Annotated in this window: 22 protein-coding genes; 11 read left to right on the plus strand and 11 right to left on the minus strand. The window is 38.3% G+C overall.

Translation table 11 applies throughout. The annotated features are described in order from the left end of the window. Positions 1-140: 140 nt before the first annotated feature. The 3 genes from G4420_RS06370 to G4420_RS06380 all read left to right on the plus strand — a co-directional run bounded on the left by G4420_RS06370 (position 141) and on the right by G4420_RS06380 (position 2,114). Positions 141-842, plus strand: a complete 702-nt coding sequence (locus tag G4420_RS06370; protein ID WP_045025746.1) for a Crp/Fnr family transcriptional regulator — start codon at positions 141-143, stop codon at positions 840-842. Positions 843-928: 86 nt separating this feature from the next. Continuing rightward, positions 929-1,765 carry a GNAT family N-acetyltransferase gene (locus G4420_RS06375; RefSeq protein ID WP_163322702.1) on the plus strand — a complete coding sequence of 279 codons (837 nt, stop codon included), beginning with the start codon at positions 929-931 and terminating at the stop codon, positions 1,763-1,765. Position 1,766: 1 nt separating this feature from the next. Next, positions 1,767-2,114, plus strand: coding sequence for a hypothetical protein (locus tag G4420_RS06380; protein ID WP_163322703.1), 348 nt, complete (start codon positions 1,767-1,769; stop codon positions 2,112-2,114). 109 nt (positions 2,115-2,223) lie between these two features. Here the strand turns inward: G4420_RS06380 and G4420_RS06385 are convergent, their stop codons facing one another. From G4420_RS06385 to hemW, 5 genes are all read right to left on the minus strand, one after another. Next, positions 2,224-3,426 (minus strand): murein hydrolase activator EnvC family protein, encoded by a 1,203-nt coding sequence (locus G4420_RS06385; RefSeq protein WP_163322704.1) that lies wholly within the window; start codon positions 3,424-3,426, stop codon positions 2,224-2,226. Between the two features lie 89 nt (positions 3,427-3,515). Next, positions 3,516-4,391, minus strand: coding sequence for a DUF4292 domain-containing protein (locus G4420_RS06390; RefSeq protein WP_163322705.1), 876 nt, complete (start codon positions 4,389-4,391; stop codon positions 3,516-3,518). A gap of 6 nt (positions 4,392-4,397) precedes the next feature. Further along, on the minus strand, positions 4,398-6,161 hold the full coding sequence (locus G4420_RS06395; protein WP_163322706.1) for a tetratricopeptide repeat protein: 1,764 nt from the start codon (positions 6,159-6,161) through the stop codon (positions 4,398-4,400). Between the two features lies 1 nt (position 6,162). After that, positions 6,163-6,597 carry a dUTP diphosphatase gene (gene dut / locus G4420_RS06400; protein ID WP_045025741.1) on the minus strand — a complete coding sequence of 145 codons (435 nt, stop codon included), beginning with the start codon at positions 6,595-6,597 and terminating at the stop codon, positions 6,163-6,165. 109 nt (positions 6,598-6,706) lie between these two features. Further along, positions 6,707-7,834 (minus strand): radical SAM family heme chaperone HemW, encoded by a 1,128-nt coding sequence (hemW, locus tag G4420_RS06405; RefSeq protein ID WP_163322707.1) that lies wholly within the window; start codon positions 7,832-7,834, stop codon positions 6,707-6,709. Positions 7,835-7,873: 39 nt separating this feature from the next. On the opposite strand from hemW, the gene G4420_RS06410 reads away from it, so the two are divergent. After that, positions 7,874-8,251: a VanZ family protein gene (locus tag G4420_RS06410; RefSeq protein ID WP_163322708.1), complete on the plus strand. Its 378-nt coding sequence runs from the start codon at positions 7,874-7,876 to the stop codon at positions 8,249-8,251. Positions 8,252-8,279: 28 nt separating this feature from the next. Here the strand turns inward: G4420_RS06410 and G4420_RS06415 are convergent, their stop codons facing one another. From G4420_RS06415 to G4420_RS06430, 4 genes are all read right to left on the minus strand, one after another. Then, entirely contained in the window at positions 8,280-8,723 is a 444-nt protein-coding gene (locus G4420_RS06415; protein ID WP_163322709.1) for an RrF2 family transcriptional regulator, read from the minus strand. Beyond that, positions 8,724-10,091 carry a lactate utilization protein B gene (locus G4420_RS06420; protein ID WP_163322710.1) on the minus strand — a complete coding sequence of 456 codons (1,368 nt, stop codon included), beginning with the start codon at positions 10,089-10,091 and terminating at the stop codon, positions 8,724-8,726. After that, positions 10,092-10,544 (minus strand): ribose 5-phosphate isomerase B, encoded by a 453-nt coding sequence (gene rpiB / locus G4420_RS06425; RefSeq protein WP_163322711.1) that lies wholly within the window; start codon positions 10,542-10,544, stop codon positions 10,092-10,094. It abuts the gene before it with no gap. A gap of 112 nt (positions 10,545-10,656) precedes the next feature. Beyond that, positions 10,657-12,141, minus strand: a complete 1,485-nt coding sequence (locus G4420_RS06430; protein WP_163322712.1) for a lipopolysaccharide biosynthesis protein — start codon at positions 12,139-12,141, stop codon at positions 10,657-10,659. Positions 12,142-12,244: 103 nt separating this feature from the next. Between G4420_RS06430 and G4420_RS06435 the strand changes: the two genes are divergently transcribed. Beyond that, positions 12,245-13,318, plus strand: coding sequence for a glutaminyl-peptide cyclotransferase (locus G4420_RS06435; protein WP_163322713.1), 1,074 nt, complete (start codon positions 12,245-12,247; stop codon positions 13,316-13,318). A gap of 117 nt (positions 13,319-13,435) precedes the next feature. Here the strand turns inward: G4420_RS06435 and ruvB are convergent, their stop codons facing one another. Together ruvB and G4420_RS06445 are read right to left on the minus strand one after the other, a co-directional pair. Next, on the minus strand, positions 13,436-14,458 hold the full coding sequence (ruvB, locus tag G4420_RS06440) for a Holliday junction branch migration DNA helicase RuvB (RefSeq protein ID WP_163322714.1): 1,023 nt from the start codon (positions 14,456-14,458) through the stop codon (positions 13,436-13,438). 11 nt (positions 14,459-14,469) lie between these two features. Continuing rightward, positions 14,470-14,844 (minus strand): response regulator, encoded by a 375-nt coding sequence (locus tag G4420_RS06445; RefSeq protein WP_163322715.1) that lies wholly within the window; start codon positions 14,842-14,844, stop codon positions 14,470-14,472. Between the two features lie 437 nt (positions 14,845-15,281). Between G4420_RS06445 and G4420_RS06450 the strand changes: the two genes are divergently transcribed. Genes G4420_RS06450 through uvrC form a run of 6 tightly spaced genes read left to right on the plus strand, consistent with a single transcriptional unit; the run spans position 15,282 to position 23,653 of the window. After that, on the plus strand, positions 15,282-18,569 hold the full coding sequence (locus tag G4420_RS06450; protein ID WP_163322716.1) for a DUF4175 family protein: 3,288 nt from the start codon (positions 15,282-15,284) through the stop codon (positions 18,567-18,569). After that, positions 18,559-18,969 (plus strand): ATP-binding protein, encoded by a 411-nt coding sequence (locus G4420_RS06455; protein ID WP_163322717.1) that lies wholly within the window; start codon positions 18,559-18,561, stop codon positions 18,967-18,969. Before G4420_RS06450 ends, G4420_RS06455 begins: the two co-directional genes overlap by 11 nt. Further along, positions 18,966-19,403 carry an rRNA maturation RNase YbeY gene (gene ybeY, locus G4420_RS06460; RefSeq protein WP_163322718.1) on the plus strand — a complete coding sequence of 146 codons (438 nt, stop codon included), beginning with the start codon at positions 18,966-18,968 and terminating at the stop codon, positions 19,401-19,403. The genes G4420_RS06455 and ybeY overlap by 4 nt, the downstream gene beginning before the upstream one ends. Then, a complete protein-coding gene (gene mnmG / locus G4420_RS06465) occupies positions 19,400-21,280 on the plus strand; it encodes a tRNA uridine-5-carboxymethylaminomethyl(34) synthesis enzyme MnmG (protein ID WP_163322719.1) in 1,881 nt (626 codons plus the stop codon). Before ybeY ends, mnmG begins: the two co-directional genes overlap by 4 nt. A gap of 27 nt (positions 21,281-21,307) precedes the next feature. Continuing rightward, entirely contained in the window at positions 21,308-21,829 is a 522-nt protein-coding gene (locus tag G4420_RS06470) for an adenine phosphoribosyltransferase (RefSeq protein ID WP_163322720.1), read from the plus strand. Next, a complete protein-coding gene (gene uvrC / locus G4420_RS06475) occupies positions 21,830-23,653 on the plus strand; it encodes an excinuclease ABC subunit UvrC (RefSeq protein ID WP_204273608.1) in 1,824 nt (607 codons plus the stop codon). It abuts the gene before it with no gap. Positions 23,654-23,657 lie beyond the last annotated feature (4 nt).

Genomic DNA, 23,657 nt, shown 5'->3' on the forward strand with positions numbered 1-23,657 from the left:
ACTTTACATTAAATTTGTACACAAATATACAACATCTAACTATCTATATAAATAGTTTTTCGAATAATGCAGATAATTGTATTTTTAAGCCAAAATAAAAAAAGGTTATTCCAGTATTAAACGTATAATCAGTTCAGGAAATGAGAAGCGCAATTAAAAGGCCGTCGGACGAAGAAACAAATTTGAGTGGTTTTCAACTTTTTAAGAAGTTAACCGAAGAAGAATTTACGCGGCTGAATTATGAAAAAACTTGTTCGCTTTATAAAAAAGGCACCATCATTTATCGTGAGGGCAGCCGGCTAACCGGTTTTTTCTGTGTTACAAGGGGAATTATCAAAATCTTTAAAACAGGAATCGACGGCAAAGAACAAATTATTCGCTTTGCCAAAAAGGGTGAAATTATTGCCTATCGGTCGTTGCTGAGCCAGGAACTGGCATGTACAACTGCCAAGGTAATCGACGATGCCGCGTTATGTCATGTTCCTTATCAAACCTTGTTGTACCTTATCCAAAACAACTGGCAGTTTTCGCATCACATGTTACAAATTGTGTGTCGCGAGTTGCGCGAAGCCAACGATTACATTACCGATATTGCTCAAAAAACAGTTCGCGAACGACTAGCAGAAGTTCTTTTACTTTTGAAAGAAAACTTTGAGCTGGATAACCAAAATACACTTCAAATTTCGTTAACACGAGAGGAGCTGGCCAATATGGTTGGCACCGCAACTGAATCGGTAATTCGTTTATTATCAGAATTCAAGAGCGATAAACTGATTGAATTGCAGGGACGAAAAATTAAATTTTTAGATACTCCTGCACTAACACGGGTGGCTAATTTATAAGCACGCTACATATTTTCAGAAACCGGCTAATGGCCGGTTTTTTTGTTTAATACTTAAACCTCTTCCTAACCGTTCTAAACTATAAAATGCAATTTCAGACACTAGAAAACCAAAGTATACAAGAACTCAGCAAATTGTTTAATGCTGCATTTGCCGATTATCTGGTAAAGATTGAAATGACGCCCGAAAGTTTACAAGACAAATTTGATTCTGAGAATATCCGTCTTGAGCACTCGGTGGGTATTTTTAGCGAAGGCAAACCGGTGGGTTTTATCTTTCATGCTATACGCGATACTACGTCGGGAAAAACGGCGTATAATGCCGGAACCGGTGTTATTCCTGAATTCAGGGGTAAAAATGCAACGGTACTGATGTACGAATTTATACTTCCTAAACTGGTTAAAAGTGGCGTAAACGAAGTAGTTTTAGAGGTTATCGATAAAAATACTGCCGCAATAAAATCCTATAAAAAAGTGGGTTTTACCATACTTCAGGAACTGGAATGTTTTAAGGGTTACCCGGGCGTTTCAAAACCGGAAGATTCTATGATCAGGGAAGAATCAACCGGAGAATTTATTCCTTCCGAACACCTTTGGGACTGGCAGCCCACCTGGCAGAATACCATACAAACGGTTGTACAGTCGGGGCAGTACAAAACCTGGAGCATTTACAGCGATAACCAGCCAATCGCCTACCTTACCGGAAATCCTTATTCGGGAAAAATAGCTCAGTTTGCTGTCGATCCGGAGCATCGTTGGAAAGGTTTGGGAACGACGCTATTTTGTCATTTTGCCGGGCTGGCATCAAACACGCCGATGGTGATTAATGTGGCCGACCAATCGGGGCAAACACAGGATTTTCTGAAAGCTATTGGAATGACTCCTTTTCTGAGACAATATAAAATGAAATTAAAACTCAAATAATATGAAACTCTTTGGTATTCAACTAAACAGACGCACATTTATCCGTTGGAAAATTTACGTTGACCGTGCCCGGATGTACATTGGCTACATTAGTTTTGTAATGATCGCCTTTATGTTTTTAAACGATTTTAAAGACGAAACGATCCGTACTTTTCTCGATGAAAACAAGTTGATCACCTACCCGGTAATGATGGTTTTGTTTATGGTATTTTCGTTGATACTCGGGCGGCTGGACACCAAGCTGGGACTGCGAAAAGAGGAAATGCGCAACGCAGCCAGCGAAAACCCGGTTACGATGGAAATTCTGCAGAACATTAAAGAGATAAAAGCAAAGTTGAATGATGAATGATGAATTTAGATTAACTATTTCAGATGGATCTGTTTGAACAAACAATCAACTTTGTAAGAACGTACTTCTTAAATCTTCATTCGTTAATCATCATTCGAAATTCACCATTCTAGCGGCCAATCCAGTCCTCCGGATCAAGTTTGGTGCTTTCTTTCCATATCTGAAATTTCAGGATCGATTTGTTCCCGTCTTTTGTATCGGTAAAAACCGTGCCGATGGGTTGTTTTGTAGATACCTTATCGCCCTTTTTAACCACTACCTCGCGAAGGTTGGAATAAACACTCAGGTAGGTTCCGTGGCGGATTATAACGGCTGTATTACCACCTGATATACCAAACACGCGACTTACTTCGCCATTAAAAACGGCACGCACTTCGGCTCCCACATCGGTGGCAATGTTTATCCCGTTGTTTTGCACCTGTACATTGGTTAAAACCGGGTGTTGGTGTACACCAAAATGCTCCACAATTACACCTCTTTCCAATGGCCAGGGCAGGCGCCTTTTGTTTTGCTCAAAGTTATCGCCAATCAGTTTTTGCTCGGGTGTTAAGGCAAAACCTGAACCGCCGGCTTCCCGGTTTTTGCTTGCTTCCTCTTCAATTATAGCCTGAATTTCGCGCTCCAGTTGCTGCTCTACCCGCCGTTGTTGTTGCAAGGTTTTTTGCAGGCTGTTCTTTTGTTTTTGCAGTTCTTGCAATTCACTGCTTTGAGCACCTTTTTCCTGGTTCAGCGCCAACATTTCTTTTTCAGTCTGTTCTATCAGTGTTTGTTTTGCCACGGTTTGCTGCTCAAGTTTTTGTATACTTTTATCCAAAACTTCCTGCAAAGCACCAATCATCTGTGCCTGATTTTCGCGATAGGTTTTATACCGTTTGAAATACAGTAATCGGCGATACGCCTGGTTTACATTTTCGGCCGACAGCAAAAACAGCACTTCGTCATACGAATTCAGATTTTTATACGCCATCCTTATCATCTCTGCATATTCGTTTTTTAATTGCTGAGCATCGTTTTTAAGCATTTCCACAGCCAAATCGTTGTTGGCTATACATTGCTCATAAATTTCGATTTCGTTCTTTATATTCGAGATAAGCGTGTTTCTGGAGTTGATCTTTGTATTGATGAGTCGCAGCTTGCTTAACGACGAGCGTTCGTTTTTTTGCGTTTCGTTAAGCAAGCGGGTGGTGTATTCGATTTCCTTTTCAGCAGCAGCCTTTTGTTTTTGCAACTCTTCGATGGATTGTGCAAACACAGTTAGACTCACCAGCGATACTGCCAGCGTGACGAATAGTATTTTTATTCGTAAAATCATGTTTACGAATGTATTGATTTCGGATTGAACCTGAGTTCAACTTTAAAATATTTTCACAGAAAGTTATAATTCTGCAGGAAAAAAGGTTTCTAGTTTACACGAATCTCCTCGTATTTTTCCGGAATTTTAATGCTGAAAGAAGTGATCTTCTCGGTTGAAAATCCACTCATCCTTATTTTCATTTCTATTTCTTCTTCAGGCGAATGAAAGTTCATTTCAATGCTTCCCGGATAGTCTTTGTTTTCCACTTCGGTATAATCGTCGAAAACCAGGTTCATATTCCGGTCGTTTGTTTTATCGCTGATCAAAAGGCGGTTCAATGCAAAATTGCCAGGGTTAAAAAACATTTTTTGCAGTATAAGAGCCTGATCATCAAGTCGTTTTAAACGGCGCTCGGCTTTGTTTTCTTTCTCTTCAAGTTTGCTGAGCTTCCGTGTTTTTTCCGATTGCAAAACATACTGGTTGTCTTCAATTAAAGCATCGAACGTTTTAAAATCCTTGTCGCGCGGATCATTTCGATACGAGAAGGCATTGTTAGAAATGATGCTCTGTATGGTGGCAAAATCAAGGTCAATATTCAAAAAACTACTGAGGTAGGAATAATCGTCGATGAAATAATTGCGGTCGATATAATTCACATATTTCACGCTGTCGGGTGTCAGTAAAACGCGGCCAACGGGAATATTCAGTTTACTAATCGACACCAGAATACAATCGTCCTTTTTTGCTTTCAGATTGATTTTAAAAGCCGCTTTCGACTGGCTGCTTGAAAAGTTACAATTAATACGTTTTATGGTAAGGTAATCGTAATCGAATGCGTTTTGCTCAATACGTTTCAGCAACTTATTGGTGCTTATCGGACGTGCATCAACAACAGCTAATTCCGACGGTGTTTTACAGGACGAAACGGCAAGCAGAACAGCCGCCATAAACAGGGAAATCCTGAAATATCTAAAAAACTTCATCGCCTACTACTCTTCAATGTATTTTTTCTCTGCAATTTTGCGGTCCAAAGTTTCCGACTCGCTACCAATCTCTTTGGCTTTTATCCAATACTCTAAAGCCTTGTCAACTTTGCCAACTTTGTACAAAATGTCGCCGTAGTGCTCCAGCAAAGTATCACTTTCATCCTGGCTGTTTTTTATGGCCGAATCCATATAAAATTTAGCCAGCGTGTATTCGCCTTTTTTAAACAGCACCCAGGCATGTGTATCCAGGTAAGTTGCATTATCCGGAAAGCGCTCAACCACTCTGCCACTCATACGTTCGGCTTTATCGAGCTCAATACCGTCAACCGATAAATAATATGCATAATTGTTCAGGGTAAGGTAATTATCCGGATCAATCTGAACGGCTTTGTCAAATATTTTGAAGGCTTCGGTTCTGTTTCCGTTTTTGTAAACGGCCTCACCTTTAAGCATTAAAAAGTTGGCTTCCAGTTGTGGATTTTCAACCACATAATCCATTCCTTCTTCGCTTAGTTCAATGGTTTCATCATATTTTTCCAACTGAACACAGGCAATTGCTTTAAAGAAATAACCCTGCGGTTGATTGGGGAATAATTCGATGATCTTTCCGGTATGTTCGTACAATTTATCCCACTGTTGCAGGTCGTTGTCGATGTACATTATCCGTTCCCAAACCATATAATCGTTGGGTTCAATTTCAATGGCTTTTAACAAGGCTTCGCGACCTTCGGCCAGCTTATTTTCTTTCAGCAACGATTCCGCGTGAATGGTGTGTACCAAGGATTCATCGGGATGTTTTTCGAGTAAAATGCCAATCAATTCACCACGTTGTTGTTCGTTAAGATGCGACTGTGCCGGATTTGCCGTTAGCATCATATACAGCTGCATTTTTGTTTGAATATCAACTGCATCGCTTTCAAAACCGGCTTTTGTTTCTTCGAACGACTTTTCTGCATCGCCATTTTCGAGGTAATAATTGGCCAGCGAAAAGTGTACAAAACCATTTTCAGGATCCATTTCCTGAATCTTTTTGTAGTTGGCCAAAGCATTTTCCGAATCGCCCTGGCTCTGATACAAATCAGCCAGCAGACCGTAATATTTTGCTTCGTTCGGATCGTTTTCAATCAGTTTATAAATCTCTTCAAAAGCTTTATCTACCTGTCCTGTTGATACATAAATCTGCTGTTTTGCAACTGAAATCTGCTCGTTAACGCCGGTTTCCTTTTCCATACGTTCGTAGGCGGCAATAGCTTCATCGTAACGTTGTGCAGTGGCCAGCAGCGCAGCATTCATATAAATGTATTCCAGGTTTTCGGGCTCCATTTTCACCAACTCGGCATACAGATCGGCTGCCTCTGAATACTTTCGTGTTTGCTGATAGATTTGTGCCAGCAACAGTTTGTACCACGGGTTATCAGGATTTATACTGATGGCTTTTTCCAGCAGCAGTGAAGCGCTGGTAAAATCGTTATTTGCGGCGTGAATATTTGCCAACTCGTACATGGCTGACGACGAGTTTGGATCAATCTCTAAACAGCTCGACAATAATTGAATCGCTTTTTGTGCGTTGCCAAACATTTTCTGTTTTAGCGCCTCCACAAAAAGGTACTCAAACTCCATCTGTTTTTGATCTACTAATTCAGTAGAGGGTGTATTTATTGCAGCTTGTGCCACTTGCTGTTCGGTAACCTGTTTTGGTCCTGAACATGACAGTAAACTCAGCGTAAAAGATGCAATACCAAGTCCCTTTATAAAAATTCTCTTCATGTTAATGTTTTCCTGTGTGGCCGAAACCACCTGCTCCTCTTTCTGTTTCTTCCAGCACTTCTACCAAATCCCATTCCACAGTTTCGTGTGCGGCAATAACCATTTGGCAAATGCGTTCTCCATTCTCTATAACAAAATCTTCCTGCGACAGGTTGATGAGAATAACACCAATTTCTCCACGATAATCGGCGTCAATTGTTCCGGGAGTATTTAAAACCGTAATTCCTTTTTTCAAAGCCAAACCACTACGCGGACGTACCTGGGCTTCGTAACCCTGTGGCAATTCAATAAATAATCCTGTCGGTACCAATTTCCGCTCAAGCGGTTTTAAAACAACCGGTTCATCAAGATTTGCGCGTAAGTCCATTCCGGCCGAAAATGCTGTACTGTAGGCCGGTAGTTCATTCTTTGATTTATTAACGATTTTAACCTGCATCAATCTGTTTTTTTAAAAGAACCGCTAAGATAGATAAATAATGCGTCCGTTCAGTAGGTTTAACAAGATTTATGATAGAAGTCAAACGAATCAACTGATTGTATAACAATTATATAATCATGAGGTCGGCCATAATCTCGTCGGAAACAAAAAGCCCTTTTCGGGTTAGTGTAATGATTTCGTTATTGATTTGCAGCACACCCGTATCTTTGTATTTGGCTAACTGACGGGAAAAATAGCTTGCCTTTTCGAGACCAAAACGTTGTTCCAATTCCTTTTCCGATACTCCCCATTTGGTGCGGATCCGGGTTAAAATATACTCATTATACTGGTCGTTTTCGCTCAGTTTTTCTTCCTCGAAATACGTTTGATTATTGGTTTGTGCTTTTATGTAAGCCTCAACACTGGAGTCGTTCCAGCGGCGTGAAACACCATCGAACGAATGTGCCGACGGTCCAAGACCAAGGTATTTTTTACCCATCCAGTAAGCTGTGTTGTGGCGCGAGTAAAGCTGGTCTTTTGCCAGGTTTGAAATCTCGTAATGCTCAAAACCATTGGCAATCGACAGATCAACCAATGTGTTAAACTGAGCAACACTTTCAGCTTCTTTCAACTCTTTTAAAGTTCCTTTTTTCAGCCAGGTGTAAAAAGCGGTTCCTTCGTGATAAGTTAAATGATAAGCCGACAAATGTTTTACCGGGAGTTTGAACATTTGGTTCAGGCTTTCTTCCCATTCTTCTGGCGTTAAATCGGGAAGACCATAAATGAGATCAGCACTTAAATTCGAGAAACCGTTCTTTGCCGCATTTTCAATGGCTTCAACAGCCTGAGCAGCGTTGTGCCGGCGGTTCATTTTTTCCAAATGCCGGTTTTGAAAAGCCTGAATTCCGATACTTAAACGATTAATTCCCTCTTGTTTTAAGTCTTTCAGGTAAGCGTTGCTCAAGTCGTCCGGATTGGTTTCAAAGGTAATTTCAGCATTCGAATTAACTGTAAATTCCTTGTTCAACACAGCCAGTATTTCAGCAATTTCCGGTGCTGTAAGTACCGATGGAGTGCCGCCACCAAAATATATGGTATCAACCGCTTCGTTGTTCAGGTAGTTTTTACGTACTTTAGCCTCGTTTTTCAGGGCGCCGATAAAATCGTGCTGCAGCGAAGTATTTACTGTTTTGTAGAAATCGCAGTAATAACATTTCTGACGACAGAAAGGAATATGAATGTAAATACCCGCCATTACACGACCTGAAAAATTTTTAATAAAACAATTTTAAACATGAAGATAGATCCCTACTGGAGACTTGCAATTTGGTTTATAATAATGCTTTACCTGCTTTTTATGCCGGCAAATCAACTACCAAGCAAACCATTTTTACAAATTCCGAATTTCGACAAAATCGTTCATTTCGGGATGTTTTTTATCCTTTGTATGCTAAGCTTCAGGCCGGTAAAACAGTTCACACCGAACTTTTATTTCTGGACGCCATTATTGACACTTGTTGCTGCCATTGTACTTGAATACGTTCAACAAAAAATATCGCCAAGCCGCCACAGCGATGTTTACGACCTGTGGGCCAATGCCGCCGGATTATCGTTTGCCACCTTTTTTTATGCCCTCTTTGTAAATAAAAAGTGGCTGGAACGCTTTTTCTGATCTTCCGCGATTAGAATTTCTGCCGCACCTAAAGTTTTACCAGATCTTCGTATTTATCGATGTCTTTTCCAACCGTTTCCAACGAAGTGGTTTTGTAAAAATTAGAAATGTCCTGGCGTAACCTTTCGTATTGTGCGTGTACCGGACAAAGTGGTTTCGACGGGTCGTGCGTTTTACACGGCTCTAAACTGATCAGGCAGTTGGTGAAAAACTCTTCGCCATCAACCTTTATTACAATGTCCCACAACGAAATTTCAGACGCATCACGCGAAAGCGAGAATCCTCCATTTGGTCCTTTGGTAGAAACCAGTAGTTTTTGTTTTACCAGGTTTTGCAGGATCTTTCCTAAAAACGGTGACGATAAACCCAAATCTTCCGAAATCTTTTTGATTCCAACACGTTTGTCTTCTTTCGAAAATTTACCTAGATAAATCAACGCTCTGAGTGCATATTTGCATGTATTCGATAACATCTATTTTAAATTTAAGATTGTTTTACTGTATGATTGTTCTGCAAAAGCAGGAAACTTCTTTTGTTTTCCCAATACATTTTTGTTGGCTTTTAGCAGTGCATTTTTCACTTTCCCGTTTACCCGATCAAGGTTTTTTCGCTTTTTAAAAGCCCATTCATACGCTTTCATTCCCTTGTTCCAAGCGAAAGTTCCATGGTTTTCGTCAACCGCTATTTTTCGGTTTAAAAGCAACAAATTGTGCAGCGGAATTTTAACCGGGCAAACATCAGTGCAAGCCCCGCAAACCGTGCAGGCAAAACTCAAATGATTGTATTTATCAAAGCCTTTCATAAAAGGCGTTATTACCGATCCTATCGGGCCGCTGTAAGTAGTGTTGTACGTGTATCCACCCACATTTTTATAAATGGGGCAGGCGTTTAAACAAGCACCGCAGCGAATACATTTCAGTGCATCGACATGTTTGGGTTCGACAGCAATTTTTGTACGATTATTATCGAGCAGAACCACCACCATTTTCTCCGGTCCGTTGGCTTCATCAGCGCGTTTAGGGCCGGTAATCAGCGAATTGTATACCGTAACCTGTTGTCCGGTTCCCAAAGCCGAAAGCAAGGGAAACATCAGCTGTAAATCATCAATCGACGGAATCAGTTTTTCAATTCCTGCAATTACAATATGTACTTTCGGGAAGGCAACCGACATAAAACCGTTTCCTTCGTTTTCGGTAAGTGCCACTCCTCCAACATCGGCCACCAGAAAATTAGCCCCTGTAACACCCACCTCGGCCGAAGTGAATTTTTCGCGCAATACTTTTCGTACAAAAAGGGTTAATTCTGTTGGCGTAGAATCCTCGGGAGTATCGAATTTTTTATGAAAAAGCTCGGCAACATCTTCTTTCGATTTGTGCATTGCCGGTGTTAAAATATGATACGGCTTTTCGCCGGCTACCTGAACGATAAATTCGCCCAGGTCGGTTTCAACCGGTTCAAAACCAGTTTTTTCAAGATTTTCGTTTAATTCTATTTCTTCCGAGATCATCGACTTGCTTTTTACCAAAAGCTTAGCCTCATTCTCATCCAGAATTTTTATGATTTCCGAAACAGCTTCTTTGCTGTCGCGTGCCCAAACCACATCAATTCCGTTGGTTTTGGCATTTGTTTCAAATGTTTCGAGATAATGCGCAAGATTGGAAACTACTTTCTTTTTGAGATAAGAAGCACGGTGTTTCGCCAAATCCATATTTCGGTAACGAAGTTTGCCTTTAGCAACGGCTTCATCGTATTTCGAAATATTAAAATTTAAGGTCTTCCGGTGTTTTTTATCGAAAGCAATTTTTGAATCCTTCAGAAATATATTTTTTTGCGCTGTCATTTATTTCTCAAGAGGAATCTGATCTACTCGCTTGGCGTGTCGTCCGCCTTCAAAATCTTCGTTCAGAAAAGTTGAAACAATAGCTATGGCTTCTTCATCACTCACAAAACGACCAGGCACTGCACACACATTTGCATTATTGTGCTGACGCGCCAGTGCAGCAATTTCTTCTGTCCAGCAAACCGCCGAACGTACTCCCTGATGCTTGTTTGCGGCAATGCTAATTCCCTGTCCACTTCCGCAAAATGTTATACCAATTTCGTATTCACCACTTTCAATCGCTTCACCCATTTTATGGGCATAAATAGGGTAGTCTACGCTTTCGTCGGTGTAACATCCAAAATCTTTGAAAGCAATATTGTTATCGCTCAAAAATTTTATAATCACCTGCTTTTTAGCAAAACCGGCATGATCGCTTGCCAATGCTATTACTTTTCCCTCTAAATTCTTCATTTGCACAAAATTAATACTTTTTGATATTTATTTCATTTATTCCTAATATTTGTTGCACGAGAGGATAACATTAGTAGATTTTACCTTTAGTAATAACCTAATATTCGGATTATTATGACTTATTTATAAAGGGAATAAATCGCTTAAGCTCATTTATTTCCCATTTAAAAACAAGTGCAATAAATGCCAGTGATAAAACTATGTTGATGGAATATTTAATTATTACCTGTAAATCGAGTGTAAATTGAGCGATGCTCACAATTACCATTGCCGCCAAAAAATAACTGCCAATTCGTTTGAGATCGTATGGCACCGGAAAATGTTTTTGCCCCAAAAAATATGAGAGAAGCAGCATCACCAAAAAGCAGACAAACACTGCAATTGCCGATCCCATATAACCCATAACGGGAACCAGAGCAAGGTTTAAAACCAGCGTGATTGTGGCACCAATTAAAGCCATATAAGCGCCGTAGCGCGTTTTGTCGGTTAGCTTATACCACAACGACAGCGTAAAATACATACCATAAAAAAGATTGGCCATTAACACAAGGGGCACCACTTTTAATCCCTCGTGATATTGCGAGTCGACAATAACCTTTATTACATCGATAAACAATACCATTCCTATAAAAATAATAAGTCCGAAAATGACAAAGTATTTCATTACAACGGCATATATTTTTGGATCGTCTTTTGATCCTTCACGGGCAAAAAAGAAAGGTTCGAAAGCATAACGAAACGCCTGAATAAACATATTCATCAGCACTGCCAGTTTGTAGTTGGCACCATAAATTCCGAGCTGAAACATCGGATCCTGATTCTCTGGTACCAAAAACGGTATCAGTACTTTATCGATATTCTGATTCACCATTCCGGTTAATCCAACAATCAGAATAGGGAAACCATAACTCAACATTTGTTTCAGCAGCTTCTTATCAAACTGAAATGAGATTCTAAAGATTTCGGGAAGCAGTAAGACCAAGGTAATCAGTGAAGCCAGTAAATTGGAAATAAACACATATCCCACACCGATATCCGCTGAATAAACGGTTGAAATTATTGAATCGGGATTATTGGCTAAGATCCTTGGGCACAAGGAAATAAAGAACAGGTTAAAACCAATGTTAAAACTAATATTTACCAGTTTAATAAAGGCAAATTTTATGGGTCGATTCTTTAAACGGAGCCGTGCAAAAGGAATAGCTGTAAACGCATCGACACCCAAAATTATGGCAAACCACAAAATATACTCCGGGTGATCGGGATACTGGATCCAGGCGGCTATTTCGTTTCGGAAAGCTGCTGCCAGCAATACAAACGAAAAAGTGGTAAAAAACAAAGATACCATCGATGTGGAATACACCTTTTCCGGATTGTCGCTTTTTGAGGCAAAACGGAAATACGAGGTTTCCATTCCGTAGGTGAGTAAAACCAGTAAAAATGCCACATACGCGTACATGTTGGTTACCACACCATATTCGCCGGGCAAAAACATAAACGAATAATAGGGGACAAGCCACCAGTTTAAAAAGCGGCCCACAATGCTGCTAACCCCATAAATAGCTGTATCGCTTGCTAATTTCTTAAAAGGATTCAATTGTTGAAATTTTAGGCAAAGATAAAATCATTTGCTTTGATGCTTTTCTACAAAAGAATCTTTTACAATATGTTTTATCTTTGAAATCAAAAATTACAGTGTAATGAAGCGAAACCTCTTCCCAATAGTACTGATATTTTGTTTGCTTGTGAGCTTTTTTTCGTGCTCCAATAAATCGAATAAACGCCCACGAAAACCGGTAAGCAGCATAAGTATTAAACCGGCCAAACAACTATATACTTCAGGCGATAAAGTTACTTTAGAGATTAAAACCAAACTGCGCGACGGCGAATTAAAATCGGTAAAAGTTTATTACGAAGGCGACTTATTAAAAGAAAGCACCGACCTTGATTTTGAAATTACCGATGTAGAACTGGATCAGGTTGGAAACAGCAGTTTTAAAGTAGATGCTGAAAAAACCGACGGTTTAAAAAACAGCCGCACAAAAACGATTAATGTAATTTCGGATATAGCACCCAAACAACTGACTTACCAGGTGATTGAAAAATATCCGCATTTAAAAACTTCGTACACGCAGGGATTGGAATATTACAATGGTTATTTGTATGAAGGAACAGGTGAAACCGGCCATTCGAAACTGATGAAAATCGATATTAAAACCGGCAAACCTCTTCAATCTTTCGACATGGATGCCAAGTATTTTGGAGAAGGAATTACTATTTTAAATGGTAAAATTTACCAGCTTACTTATCACGCACAAAAAGGTTTTGTTTACGACCTGGAAACCTTTGCTGTAATCGATAGTTTTACTTACAAGTCGGAACAGGGGTGGGGATTAACAAACGACGGTACCAACCTGATAATGAGCGACGGATCCAATGTTTTAACCTGGTTAAATCCTGATGATTTTTCAATAGTCAAAACTGTGCAGGTGGCTAATAACCGTGGAAACATGAATGTTTTGAACGAGCTGGAATACATCGACGGAATAATTTACGCCAATATTTATACCACCAACTTCGTTGTTAAAATTGATGCCAAAACCGGTAAAGTTTTGGAAGAAATAAACATGGAAGGTTTAATCGATATGTATCACCAGGCAAACGACCGAATTGATGTTTTAAACGGAATTGCATACGATGCCAAAACGGACCGCATGTTTGTTACCGGAAAACTGTGGCCAATGCTATTCGAAGTAAAGTTTATCGAACAATAAAGAATTTCGAATGATGATTAACGAATGTAGATTTTAGAAGTATCCATCAACTGAAACTGTCTACTTCTTTTCCGATCATAAATCTAAAATCGTTAATCGAAATTCATCATTCCAACCTTAAAAAAGGCTGGGGGAGTCGCCGTACCGAACGCGTCCTAAATGTTTATAGGCTAAATCGGTAACTTCTCTTCCGCGTGGAGTTCGTTTAATAAAACCTTCTTTAATAAGGAAGGGTTCGTACACTTCTTCAATGGTTCCGGCATCTTCGCCAACAGCAGTTGCAATGGTAGTAATTCCCACCGGTCCGCCTTTAAATTTATCGATAATCGATTTTAAAATACGGTTGTCCATTTCGTCCAGGCCGTATTTATCGATGTTTAAAGCTGCCAAAGCATGACGGGTAATATCCATATCGATAGTACCATCACCTTTTACCTGGGCAAAGTCGCGAACACGACGCAGCAATGAATTTACGATTCGCGGAGTGCCACGGCTCCGGAAAGCTATCTCATGAGCCGCCTCTTCGCTTATCTCTACATTCAGTATACCAGCCGACCTTTTTACTATTTGCGTTAAAATATCGCCGTCATAATACTCCAGGTGAGAATTGATACCAAAACGTGCCCGCAATGGCGACGTTAATAATCCCGAACGTGTAGTAGCGCCGATTAACGTAAACGAATTCAGTTCGATTTGTACCGAACGTGCACTCGGTCCTTTGTCGATCATGATATCGATACGGAAATCTTCCATAGCCGAATACAAATATTCTTCAACAATAGGGGAGAGGCGATGAATTTCATCGATGAACAACACATCGTTTTCTTCGAGGTTGGTTAATAAACCGGCCAAATCGCCTGGTTTATCCAATACCGGTCCGGAAGTAATTTTAATACCCACTCCCAATTCGTTGGCAATAATATTCGACAGGGTTGTTTTTCCCAGTCCCGGAGGTCCATGCAATAAAACATGATCCAAAGCTTCGCCACGCATTAAAGCTGCCTTTACAAAAATCTCTAGGTTTTCAACAATCTGTTTTTGTCCGCTAAAATCATCGAATTGTAAGGGGCGTAAACGTTTGTCGAGCTCTCTTTCGGTATCCGTATATGAATTTCCTCTAATATCTAATTCATCTTCCATCAGCACAAATCTTATTCGGGAATAAAGATGCGTATTTTTTCAATAAGCTGGGCAGCTGTGAAGGGTTTTGATAAATACTCATTCATTCCAACGCTAAAACACCGCTCCCGGTCGTTGTCGAGTGTGTTAGCTGTTATGGCGATAATAGGAACAGGGGTTTCAATGGCATTTGCTGTTTCATATTCTCGTATGGCCGTGGTAATTTCATAGCCATCCATTTCGGGTAGCATAATATCCATTAACACCAGATCGTAAGCGTGCTGCTTTACCTGCTCAATAGCCTCGGGTCCGTTGGTAACTGCAGTAACGTTGTAGTTATATTTCTTCAAATTAAATATAACCACCTTTTGATTTAATAGGTTGTCTTCTACAAGTAGTATGTCCAATCTTCTTCTATTATAATTAATAATTAAACAAATTTAAAAATTAATACTAGTAATTATATCCTGTTGGTAATTGTTAATTACTATTTTTTACCAATTATGCAGAAACTGTAAACATGTTTGTTCTCCTGTTTTCAACAACTATTTTACAGGTTAAATTGTTCTTTGGTAATAAAATAACTTTTCTTTTCAACAACTGTTAATAGTGAATAGGAAAAGAGAACTAACGTTTTTAACAGGTGCATTTCCTGTGAATAAACAGGCATCAAAAAAATGTAAGATTAACGATGGTTTTTGGAAAGCGAAATTATATGATGAAAAAATTGAAGAAACCAAAAATTAGTATAAAAGATTACTTTTGTTTTTTTGACATGTTTGTACACACTTATTAACAATTGGTGTAAAAAATAAACGTTTGAACAATAAGAACTTTAAGCAGAATGACTGATAATTTCAACATACTTGTTAATAAACTAAACGCATTTAGGTTTAAGTATGGCTTGTACACGTTGATAAGAGGGGCGGCTTTGGTTTTTGTATTGTTAATTACCTTATATACAGTATTTTCTGTAGTTGAATACTATATTTATCTTTCATCGTTTACACGCAAGGTTATTTTCTACGGCTATCTGATTTTTACCGGTTTGTTAAGTACACAGTTTATTCTTATTCCATTTTTTCGATTGCTGCATATTTTAAAACCTATCGATCTGAAATCTTCAACTAAACTGATTCAAAAGTATTTTGGTGAGATTAAAGATAAATTATTGAATATCATCGAATTATCAGATTTGAACGACAATCAGTATTCCAGGGATTTATTAATTGCCAGTATCGATCAGAAAATTGATGAGTTAAAAGTGTTCGATTTTAATGAAGCAATTGAGTATAAGAATATTAAAGTTATTTCTATTTATCTGATATTTAGTGTTTTAATTACCTCTGGAATATTATTATTCAATAAAAGCATATTTACCGAATCGACAAACCGTTTAGTTCATTACAACCAGGAGTTTGTTAAACCTGCTCCTTTTTCTTTTCAATTAACAAACGAAAGTCTGAAAGCAAAAAAGGGAGATTCGTATACGGTAAAAGTAATAGCGGAAGGCGATGAAATTCCACAAATCGTATATATAAATATTGAGGGAAATAATTACCTGATGAAAACAACTGAAACCGGTAATTACGAGTTTGAGATGGCTTCAGTAATCAATCCCGTTTCCTTTTATTTTACCGATTTAAATTATAAATCAGAGAGTTATACGCTTCAATTGTTACCTAAACCGGGTATTAATTCTTTTACGGTAAATGTAATTCCGCCGAGTTATACATTAAACGAATCGCAGTTGCTTGAGAACATCGGAGATTTGCAGGTTCCATGTGGAACAATTTTGAAATGGGAGTTTTCAGGAATAGATGTTGACTCGCTGGCATTGTTGTTTAATGATTCGATTCGGGCAAACGCAACGCAAAATGAAGGATTATTCGAGGTAGAAAAAAGGGTTTATAAATCAAGTAATTACAATGTTTATATCCGCAATAAGGTTACTGAGGAAGAATTGGCGTTGTCGTATAATATTGACGTGATACCGGATATTTACCCGGATATTGAAGTCATGCGTATTGAAGATTCAACACGTTTAACACGTTTCTTTTTTAAAGGAGTTATTGGTGATGATTATGGTTTTTCGTCGCTTAAGTTTCACTACAATATTGCCATCGAAGACACTGCTATTTCTTTGCCATTCTCGAGAAATATGGCCGATCAGGAGTTCTATTTCAGTTACGATTTTAACGCCATTGAAACGGAAGGAGCAATTTCTTACTATTTTTCAGTATCGGATAACGACATAATAAACGGTTATAAAACCACCACATCTGATAGTTACACTTTTGTATTTCCTGATAAAGAAGAGTTAGAGGCAAACGAACAAGAGCAATTCGAAAACCTGGAGAAAATGATTGCCGAGAGCCAGCAATTATCAAAGGAAATTCAGAATAATTTACAGAATCTGCAGATTAAGAATATGGATACGAATATATCCGACTGGGAAAAATCGCAGATGGTAAACGACATTGTTCAGAAGCAAAATCAGCTGGAAAAACTATACGATAAAATAAAGCAGGATAATAAAAATCTTAATAATTACCTTAATTCATTTAATGACAATTCAGAGGAGATCATCGAAAAGCAAAAGCAAATTGAAGAATTGCTTAAGGAAGTTTTTACCGATGAGTTACAAGAATTAATGGACGAATTTAATAAACTGGCTGAAGAATTCGACAGTAAAAAGCTGAATGAACTTACCCGCGATATGAACGTGACCATGGACGATCTGCAGAAACAGTTGGACAGAAACCTGGAGATGCTGAAGAAGTTCAAGGTAGAGCAAAAATTACAGGAAATTACAGACGAAATGAACGAAATGGCCATGGAAGAGGAAAACATGGCTAAAGAGATAAGCGAAAAGAAAAATTTTGAAGAAATAAACGAAAAGGTAAGCGAACATCAGGAAAACCTAAAAGACCTCGAAAGGCGTTTAAATGAAGCTTTGGAGATGAATAAGGAATTGGACAAACCGATTGGTTTTGACGATTTTGACGAGGAATTTGATGAGCTTCAGAAAAGTACAGAGGAGAGTAAAGAAAATCTGGAGAAAAAAAGCCGTAACAAGTCAAGTCAAAGTATTCAGAAAACTTCAGAGCAAATGAAAAATGCAGCGTTTGCCATGCAGCAAATGCTTGATTTGAATAGTATGCAACAAAACCAGGAAAACATTCAAAATCTTAGGCAAATATTGGATAACTTGGTGTTGCTGTCATTTAATCAGGAAGATATATTAACCGGTTTAAGCGAAATAGGTGCTAAAGATCCGAGATTAACAGAACTGAATAAAGAACAGAAACGAATAGAAGATCAAAGTAAAATTGTTAGAGATTCGTTATACGCGCTGGCCAAACGAACACCACAAATTTCGAGTATGATAAACAACGAGTTGGTAGACATGGAGATAAACCTTAAAAAATCGGGTCAGGAGCTGGAAGAGGCCTTATTTCCGCAAGCCAGAAGTAGTCAGCAATTTGTAATTACCGCCACAAATAACCTGGCACTTTTATTAAACGAATCGCTGGAACAGTTAGAAAAACAAATGGCAAATGCACAGCCTGGCGATCAGCAATGCGAAAATCCCGGAGGAATGGGGAGTGGAATGCAAAATTTAAAAGAATCATCGGAAAGTATAAAACAGCAGTTACAAAAGATGATTGAACAAATGAAAAACGGTAATTCACAGGGATTAAGCCAACAATTGGGGCAAAGTTTGATGCAACACGAAATGATGCAACAGATGCTTCACGATTTAATGAATAACGGTCAGGTGGGTAGTCAGGCGCAGGAAACATTGAAAAAAATTGATCAAATGTTGGAGGAAAACCGGAAGGAGTTGATGAATAAATCGATTAATGCGGAAACCATTGCACGTCAGAACCTTATAACCACACGATTGTTAGAAGCTGAAAAGGCCGAAACAGAGCGTGAATTCGAGGATAAACGCGAATCGGAAAGCGCGGACGAGTTCTACAGTAACCCTGTTAAGTTTTTTGAGTATAAAGAAAAAGAGAATTTTACGCTGGAGTATTTAAACCGTAATTCAAATACATTAAATAATTTTTACAATAAAAAATATAAAGATTATCTAAACAAAATTCAAAACCAGAGTGAAGAATAATCCACCCAACATATTAGTTATAAGATCAGTAAGTACAGAAATTAGAAGGGTTGAAGAATTTGTAAAGGCTATTTTTAATTTTCACAATATGCCTGAAAAATGTTTTAATCCAGTGTTTTTATGTATTTCTGAAGCTACTACAAATTCTATTGTTCATGGTAATAAAGAAGATCATACAAAAACTGTAGAGCTAAATATTGATTGTAAAAGTCACCTCATTCAGGTGCGGGTTACCGACGAAGGAGATGGATTTGACGTTGAAAAAGTTCCGGATCCAACACATGAAGATAATCTGTTAAAAGAAACCGGACGCGGACTACACATTATAAAAAGCATTGCCCAAAACGTAGAATTTAACGATAAGGGAAATAGCTTAAGTTTTGAAATTATCTGTAAATGAATTCAATAGACTTTTATTTTGAAGATATCAAACCGATATCTTTCCATGAAGATTTTCTAAAAAATCAGATTGAAAACCTCGTTATCAATGAAAAGTATGAACTTGGAGAACTAACAATTGTGTATTGTTCCGACGAGTTTTTACTCAATATGAATAAACAATATCTTGATCATGATTATTATACAGATATAATAACTTTTGATTACGTAGAGAAAAATGTAATTTCGGGCGATTTATTTATAAGTATAGACAGAGTAAATGAAAATGCAGAAAATTACGGAATTTCACAATTAAAGGAGTTGTATCGTGTTGTATTACACGGAGTTCTGCATTTAGTAGGATATAAAGATAAAACGGAAGAGGAACAAGAGGAAATGACAAAAATGGAAGAGTTTTATCTTGCAAAAATAGATTTTAAAGAACTGAAGGTATGATGGAGAAATATGATGTGATTGTTGTTGGGGGAGGACATGCCGGATGCGAAGCAGCAACAGCAGCTGCAAACCTTGGATCGAAAACATTACTGATTACGATGGACATGACCAAATATGGTCAGATGTCGTGTAATCCTGCTATGGGCGGAATTGCAAAAGGTCAGATCGTGCGTGAAATAGATGCTCTGGGTGGTTACTCGGGTATTCTAGCCGATAAAACTACTATCCAGTTCCGTATGCTTAACAAATCGAAAGGACCTGCAATGTGGAGTCCGCGTGCTCAAAACGATCGCTTTCGCTTTGTTGAAGAATGGAGAAATATTCTGGAAAACACGGATAATCTCGATTTGTGGCAGGATGCTGTTATTCAATTGATAATCAATAATAAAAAGGTAACGGGCGTTAAAACGAAGATAGGTATCGAATTTGAGTCGAATACTGTTGTTTTAACAAATGGTACCTTTTTAAACGGTTTAATGCATATAGGGCAGGAAAAGCTCGCCGGAGGACGTATTGGAGAAGCGGCTTCGTATAATATTTCGGAACAGTTACTGGAAGCAGGTTTTAAAACCGGCAGAATGAAAACCGGAACACCTGTTCGAATCGATGGCAGAACCATTGATTTTTCGAAACTTACTGAGCAAAAAGGCGATGAAGGACATTATAAATTCTCTTATTTACCTGGTACAGAGACAAAGTTAAAACAGCGCTCTTGCTGGATCACACATACAAGTGCTGAAGTACATGAAGAACTTCAGCAGGGATTTGAAGATTCGCCAATGTTTGATGGTACTATTCAAAGTACCGGTCCACGTTATTGTCCGAGTATAGAATCGAAATTGGTAACCTTTGCCGAAAAGGAAAAACATCAGTTGTTTTTGGAGCCGGAAGGGGAGAATACAATTGAGTATTATCTGAATGGTTTTTCATCGTCTCTTCCGTGGCAGGTTCAGTTAAAAGGTTTACATAAGATTGCAGGTTTGGAAAAGGCAAAAATATTCCGTCCGGGTTATGCAATCGAATACGATTATTTTGATCCAACTCAATTGAATCATACTCTGGAAACCAAAATTATCAATAATTTATTTTTTGCCGGACAGATTAATGGTACAACCGGTTATGAAGAAGCAGGTGCCCAGGGAATCATGGCCGGTATAAATGCCCATTTAAAATCGGCAGGAAATAACAATACTTTTGTCTTAAAAAGAAACGAAGCTTATATTGGAGTTCTCATTGACGATCTTGTTACAAAAGGTGTAGACGAACCTTATCGAATGTTTACGAGTAGGGCTGAATTTCGAATTTTGCTGCGACAAGACAATGCTGACATCCGTTTAACGGAAAAATCGTATAAATTGGGCCTTGCTTCGCTAGAACGTCTCAATTTGCTGCAAGAAAAAACACGCTTAATTCAGGAAATTATCGACTATGTGAAGGACTTTTCTGTAAAGCCACGCTTTGTAAATCAGTTACTTACGGAGAAAGGAACCTCCGAATTAAAACAAGGAGTTAAATTATTTGACCTTATTTTACGCCCTCAGATTTCAATATTTGATTTGATTGAAGTGATGACCCCGTTTAAAACATTTCTCGAACGAGTTCCGGAAGCCAGAAAAACAGAAATTATAGAAGGAGCCGAAATTGTGATTAAATATGAAGGATATATTAACCGCGAAAAACAATTGGCTGAAAAGTTGGATAAATTTGAGAATATAAATATTGAAAATAAATTTAATTATAACGAGTTAAAATCAATCTCTACGGAAGCACGTCAAAAGTTAGATAAAATTAAACCAAAAACAATAGGACAGGCAAAACGTATCTCGGGTGTCTCACCGTCTGATATAAACGTTTTACTGGTACTTTTAGGACGTTAATGTTTCACGTGGAACAATTATGTGAAAATGGATTTAAAAAGAGAAATACGTGAGATTCCGGATTATCCAAAAGAGGGGATAAGCTTTAAAGATGTAACAACGCTGTTTAAAAATAAAGAGGCATTAAGATTTGTTACGAATACAATCGTGGAAAATTTTAAGGAGAAAGGAATTACAAAAGTTGTTGGTCTTGAAGCACGCGGTTTTGTTTTTGGTGGTGCAATTGCTGATCGTCTTGATGCCGGCTTTGTTCCGATTCGTAAGAAAGGAAAATTGCCAAGTGCAGTTTTGAGTGAATCTTATGAACTGGAATATGGAATGGATAGTGTAGAAATGCATAGTGACGCATTGGAAAAAAATGATGTGGTTTTGATTCACGATGATTTGTTGGCCACCGGAGGAACCGCTGTCGCGGCATTAAATCTGGCAAAAAAGTGTGGTGTTGAGAATATTTATTTCAGCTTTATTTGCGATCTTGAATTTATTGATACACCTAATAAGGCGATACTAAAAGAATACGAAACTCAGGTATTAGTAAAATATCAGTAATTGAAATATAAGACGGTAAATAAAAATATTGATCACTTAAAAACGCTTATATCGGTGTTGCCGAATAAGCCCGGGATTTATCAGTATTTCGATCAATCGAATACGATAATCTACATCGGAAAAGCAAAGAACCTGCGAAAGCGGGTTTCTTCGTATTTTACAAAGAATCACGATCACCGGAAAACGGCTTTATTGGTACGCAATATTACCGATATAAAGCACATGGTGGTGGAGAGTGAGCAAGATGCTTTGTTGTTGGAAAATAATCTGATTAAAAAGTATCAGCCACGTTATAATATTCGATTAAAGGATGATAAAAGCTATCCATGGATATGTATAAAAAACGAGCCTTTTCCACGGGTTTTTAAGACCAGGGATCTGGTTCGCGATGGCTCAAAATATTTCGGTCCGTACACTTCTATTTATACCGTCAGGACTTTGCTTGATTTGTTTAAATCGGAATATAAGTTACGGACTTGTAACTATAATTTATCACCCGAAAATATTACTTCAGGCAAGTATAAAGTTTGTCTGGAGTACCATATTGGAAATTGTAAAGGACCATGTGAAGGACACATTTCAGCAGAGAAATACGACCAGGGAATTGCTGATATTACAGATATTTTGAAAGGAAATATTTCAGGCGTTATCAAGCATTTGGAAGGCATGATGGCAGAAATGGCGGAGAATTTAAATTTCGAAGAAGCTGCTGCAATCAAAGAAAAGTATGATTCGTTAAAACGTTATCAGAGCCGTTCCACTGTAGTGTCTCCGGTTATTACAGATGTTGATGTGTATTCTATTGAGGAGGATGAAAATTTTGCCTTCATCAATTACCTGAAAATTATAAAAGGAGCCATTATTCAGACCTTTACTTTAGAGATTAAAAAGGGTCTGGACGAGAATACTGAAGAGCTTCTTTTAGCCGGAATTATTGAAATACGGCAGAAGATTTTTAGTAACGCACGCGAAATTCTTGTGCCTTTTAAACTGGAAAATGTGATTGAAAATGTCACCTTTAAGGTACCGCAAAGAGGGGAGAAGAAACAATTATTAGACCTTTCGATGCGTAATGCAAAGTATTTCCGTCTGGAAAAAGACAAACAAGCGGTACTGAAAAATCCTAAAATACGAACGGATCGTATACTAACAACGATTAAAAAGGATTTACAATTAAAGGAATTGCCCGAACGAATTGAGTGTTTTGATAACAGTAACCTGCAAGGAACAAATCCGGTTGCAGCGTGTGTAGTCTTTAAAAATGCCAAACCGGCAAAAAAGGAATACCGTCATTTTAATATAAAAACCGTTGAAGGGCCAAACGATTTTGCCTCGATGGAGGAGGTGGTTTACCGGCGTTACAAACGTTTAAAAGAAGAAAACAAACCATTACCTAATTTGATTGTTGTTGATGGAGGAAAAGGCCAGTTGTCGGCTACAATGAAAGCGATGGACAAGCTGGAACTACGCGGCAAAATTACGGTAATCGGGATCGCAAAACGGCTGGAAGAAATTTATTTTCCAGGAGATTCAGTTCCTCTTTATATCAATAAAAATTCTGAAACGTTAAAAGTAATTCAGCATCTAAGAGACGAAGCACACCGTTTTGGAATTACATTTCATCGGGATAAACGCTCGAAAGCTTTTATAACATCTGAATTAGGAAATATAGACGGAATAGGGGAGAAGACTACCGAGAAATTATTGAAGGATTTTAAGTCAGTTAAACAGATAAAACTACAAAGTCTTGAGGCTTTGGAAGCATCGATTGGAAAAGCTAAAGCTCGGGTTGTGCACAAGTATTTTCAGAAAGAAAAGGAATAAAAAT

The organism is Draconibacterium mangrovi, assembly GCF_010586825.1.
Taxonomy (GTDB): domain Bacteria; phylum Bacteroidota; class Bacteroidia; order Bacteroidales; family Prolixibacteraceae; genus Draconibacterium; species Draconibacterium mangrovi.

What these genes read in the sequence shown, in the direction of transcription:
- G4420_RS06370 (WP_045025746.1), top strand. Translation starts at nt 141, where the DNA reads ATGAGAAGCGCAATTAAAAGGCCGTCGGACGAAGAAACAAATTTGAGT.
- G4420_RS06375 (WP_163322702.1), top strand. Translation starts at nt 929, where the DNA reads ATGCAATTTCAGACACTAGAAAACCAAAGTATACAAGAACTCAGCAAA.
- G4420_RS06380 (WP_163322703.1), top strand. Translation starts at nt 1,767, where the DNA reads ATGAAACTCTTTGGTATTCAACTAAACAGACGCACATTTATCCGTTGG.
- G4420_RS06385 (WP_163322704.1), bottom strand. Translation starts at nt 3,426, where the DNA reads ATGATTTTACGAATAAAAATACTATTCGTCACGCTGGCAGTATCGCTG.
- G4420_RS06390 (WP_163322705.1), bottom strand. Translation starts at nt 4,391, where the DNA reads ATGAAGTTTTTTAGATATTTCAGGATTTCCCTGTTTATGGCGGCTGTT.
- G4420_RS06395 (WP_163322706.1), bottom strand. Translation starts at nt 6,161, where the DNA reads ATGAAGAGAATTTTTATAAAGGGACTTGGTATTGCATCTTTTACGCTG.
- dut (WP_045025741.1), bottom strand. Translation starts at nt 6,597, where the DNA reads ATGCAGGTTAAAATCGTTAATAAATCAAAGAATGAACTACCGGCCTAC.
- hemW (WP_163322707.1), bottom strand. Translation starts at nt 7,834, where the DNA reads ATGGCGGGTATTTACATTCATATTCCTTTCTGTCGTCAGAAATGTTAT.
- G4420_RS06410 (WP_163322708.1), top strand. Translation starts at nt 7,874, where the DNA reads ATGAAGATAGATCCCTACTGGAGACTTGCAATTTGGTTTATAATAATG.
- G4420_RS06415 (WP_163322709.1), bottom strand. Translation starts at nt 8,723, where the DNA reads ATGTTATCGAATACATGCAAATATGCACTCAGAGCGTTGATTTATCTA.
- G4420_RS06420 (WP_163322710.1), bottom strand. Translation starts at nt 10,091, where the DNA reads ATGACAGCGCAAAAAAATATATTTCTGAAGGATTCAAAAATTGCTTTC.
- rpiB (WP_163322711.1), bottom strand. Translation starts at nt 10,544, where the DNA reads ATGAAGAATTTAGAGGGAAAAGTAATAGCATTGGCAAGCGATCATGCC.
- G4420_RS06435 (WP_163322713.1), top strand. Translation starts at nt 12,245, where the DNA reads ATGAAGCGAAACCTCTTCCCAATAGTACTGATATTTTGTTTGCTTGTG.
- ruvB (WP_163322714.1), bottom strand. Translation starts at nt 14,458, where the DNA reads ATGGAAGATGAATTAGATATTAGAGGAAATTCATATACGGATACCGAA.
- G4420_RS06450 (WP_163322716.1), top strand. Translation starts at nt 15,282, where the DNA reads ATGACTGATAATTTCAACATACTTGTTAATAAACTAAACGCATTTAGG.
- ybeY (WP_163322718.1), top strand. Translation starts at nt 18,966, where the DNA reads ATGAATTCAATAGACTTTTATTTTGAAGATATCAAACCGATATCTTTC.
- mnmG (WP_163322719.1), top strand. Translation starts at nt 19,400, where the DNA reads ATGATGGAGAAATATGATGTGATTGTTGTTGGGGGAGGACATGCCGGA.
- G4420_RS06470 (WP_163322720.1), top strand. Translation starts at nt 21,308, where the DNA reads ATGGATTTAAAAAGAGAAATACGTGAGATTCCGGATTATCCAAAAGAG.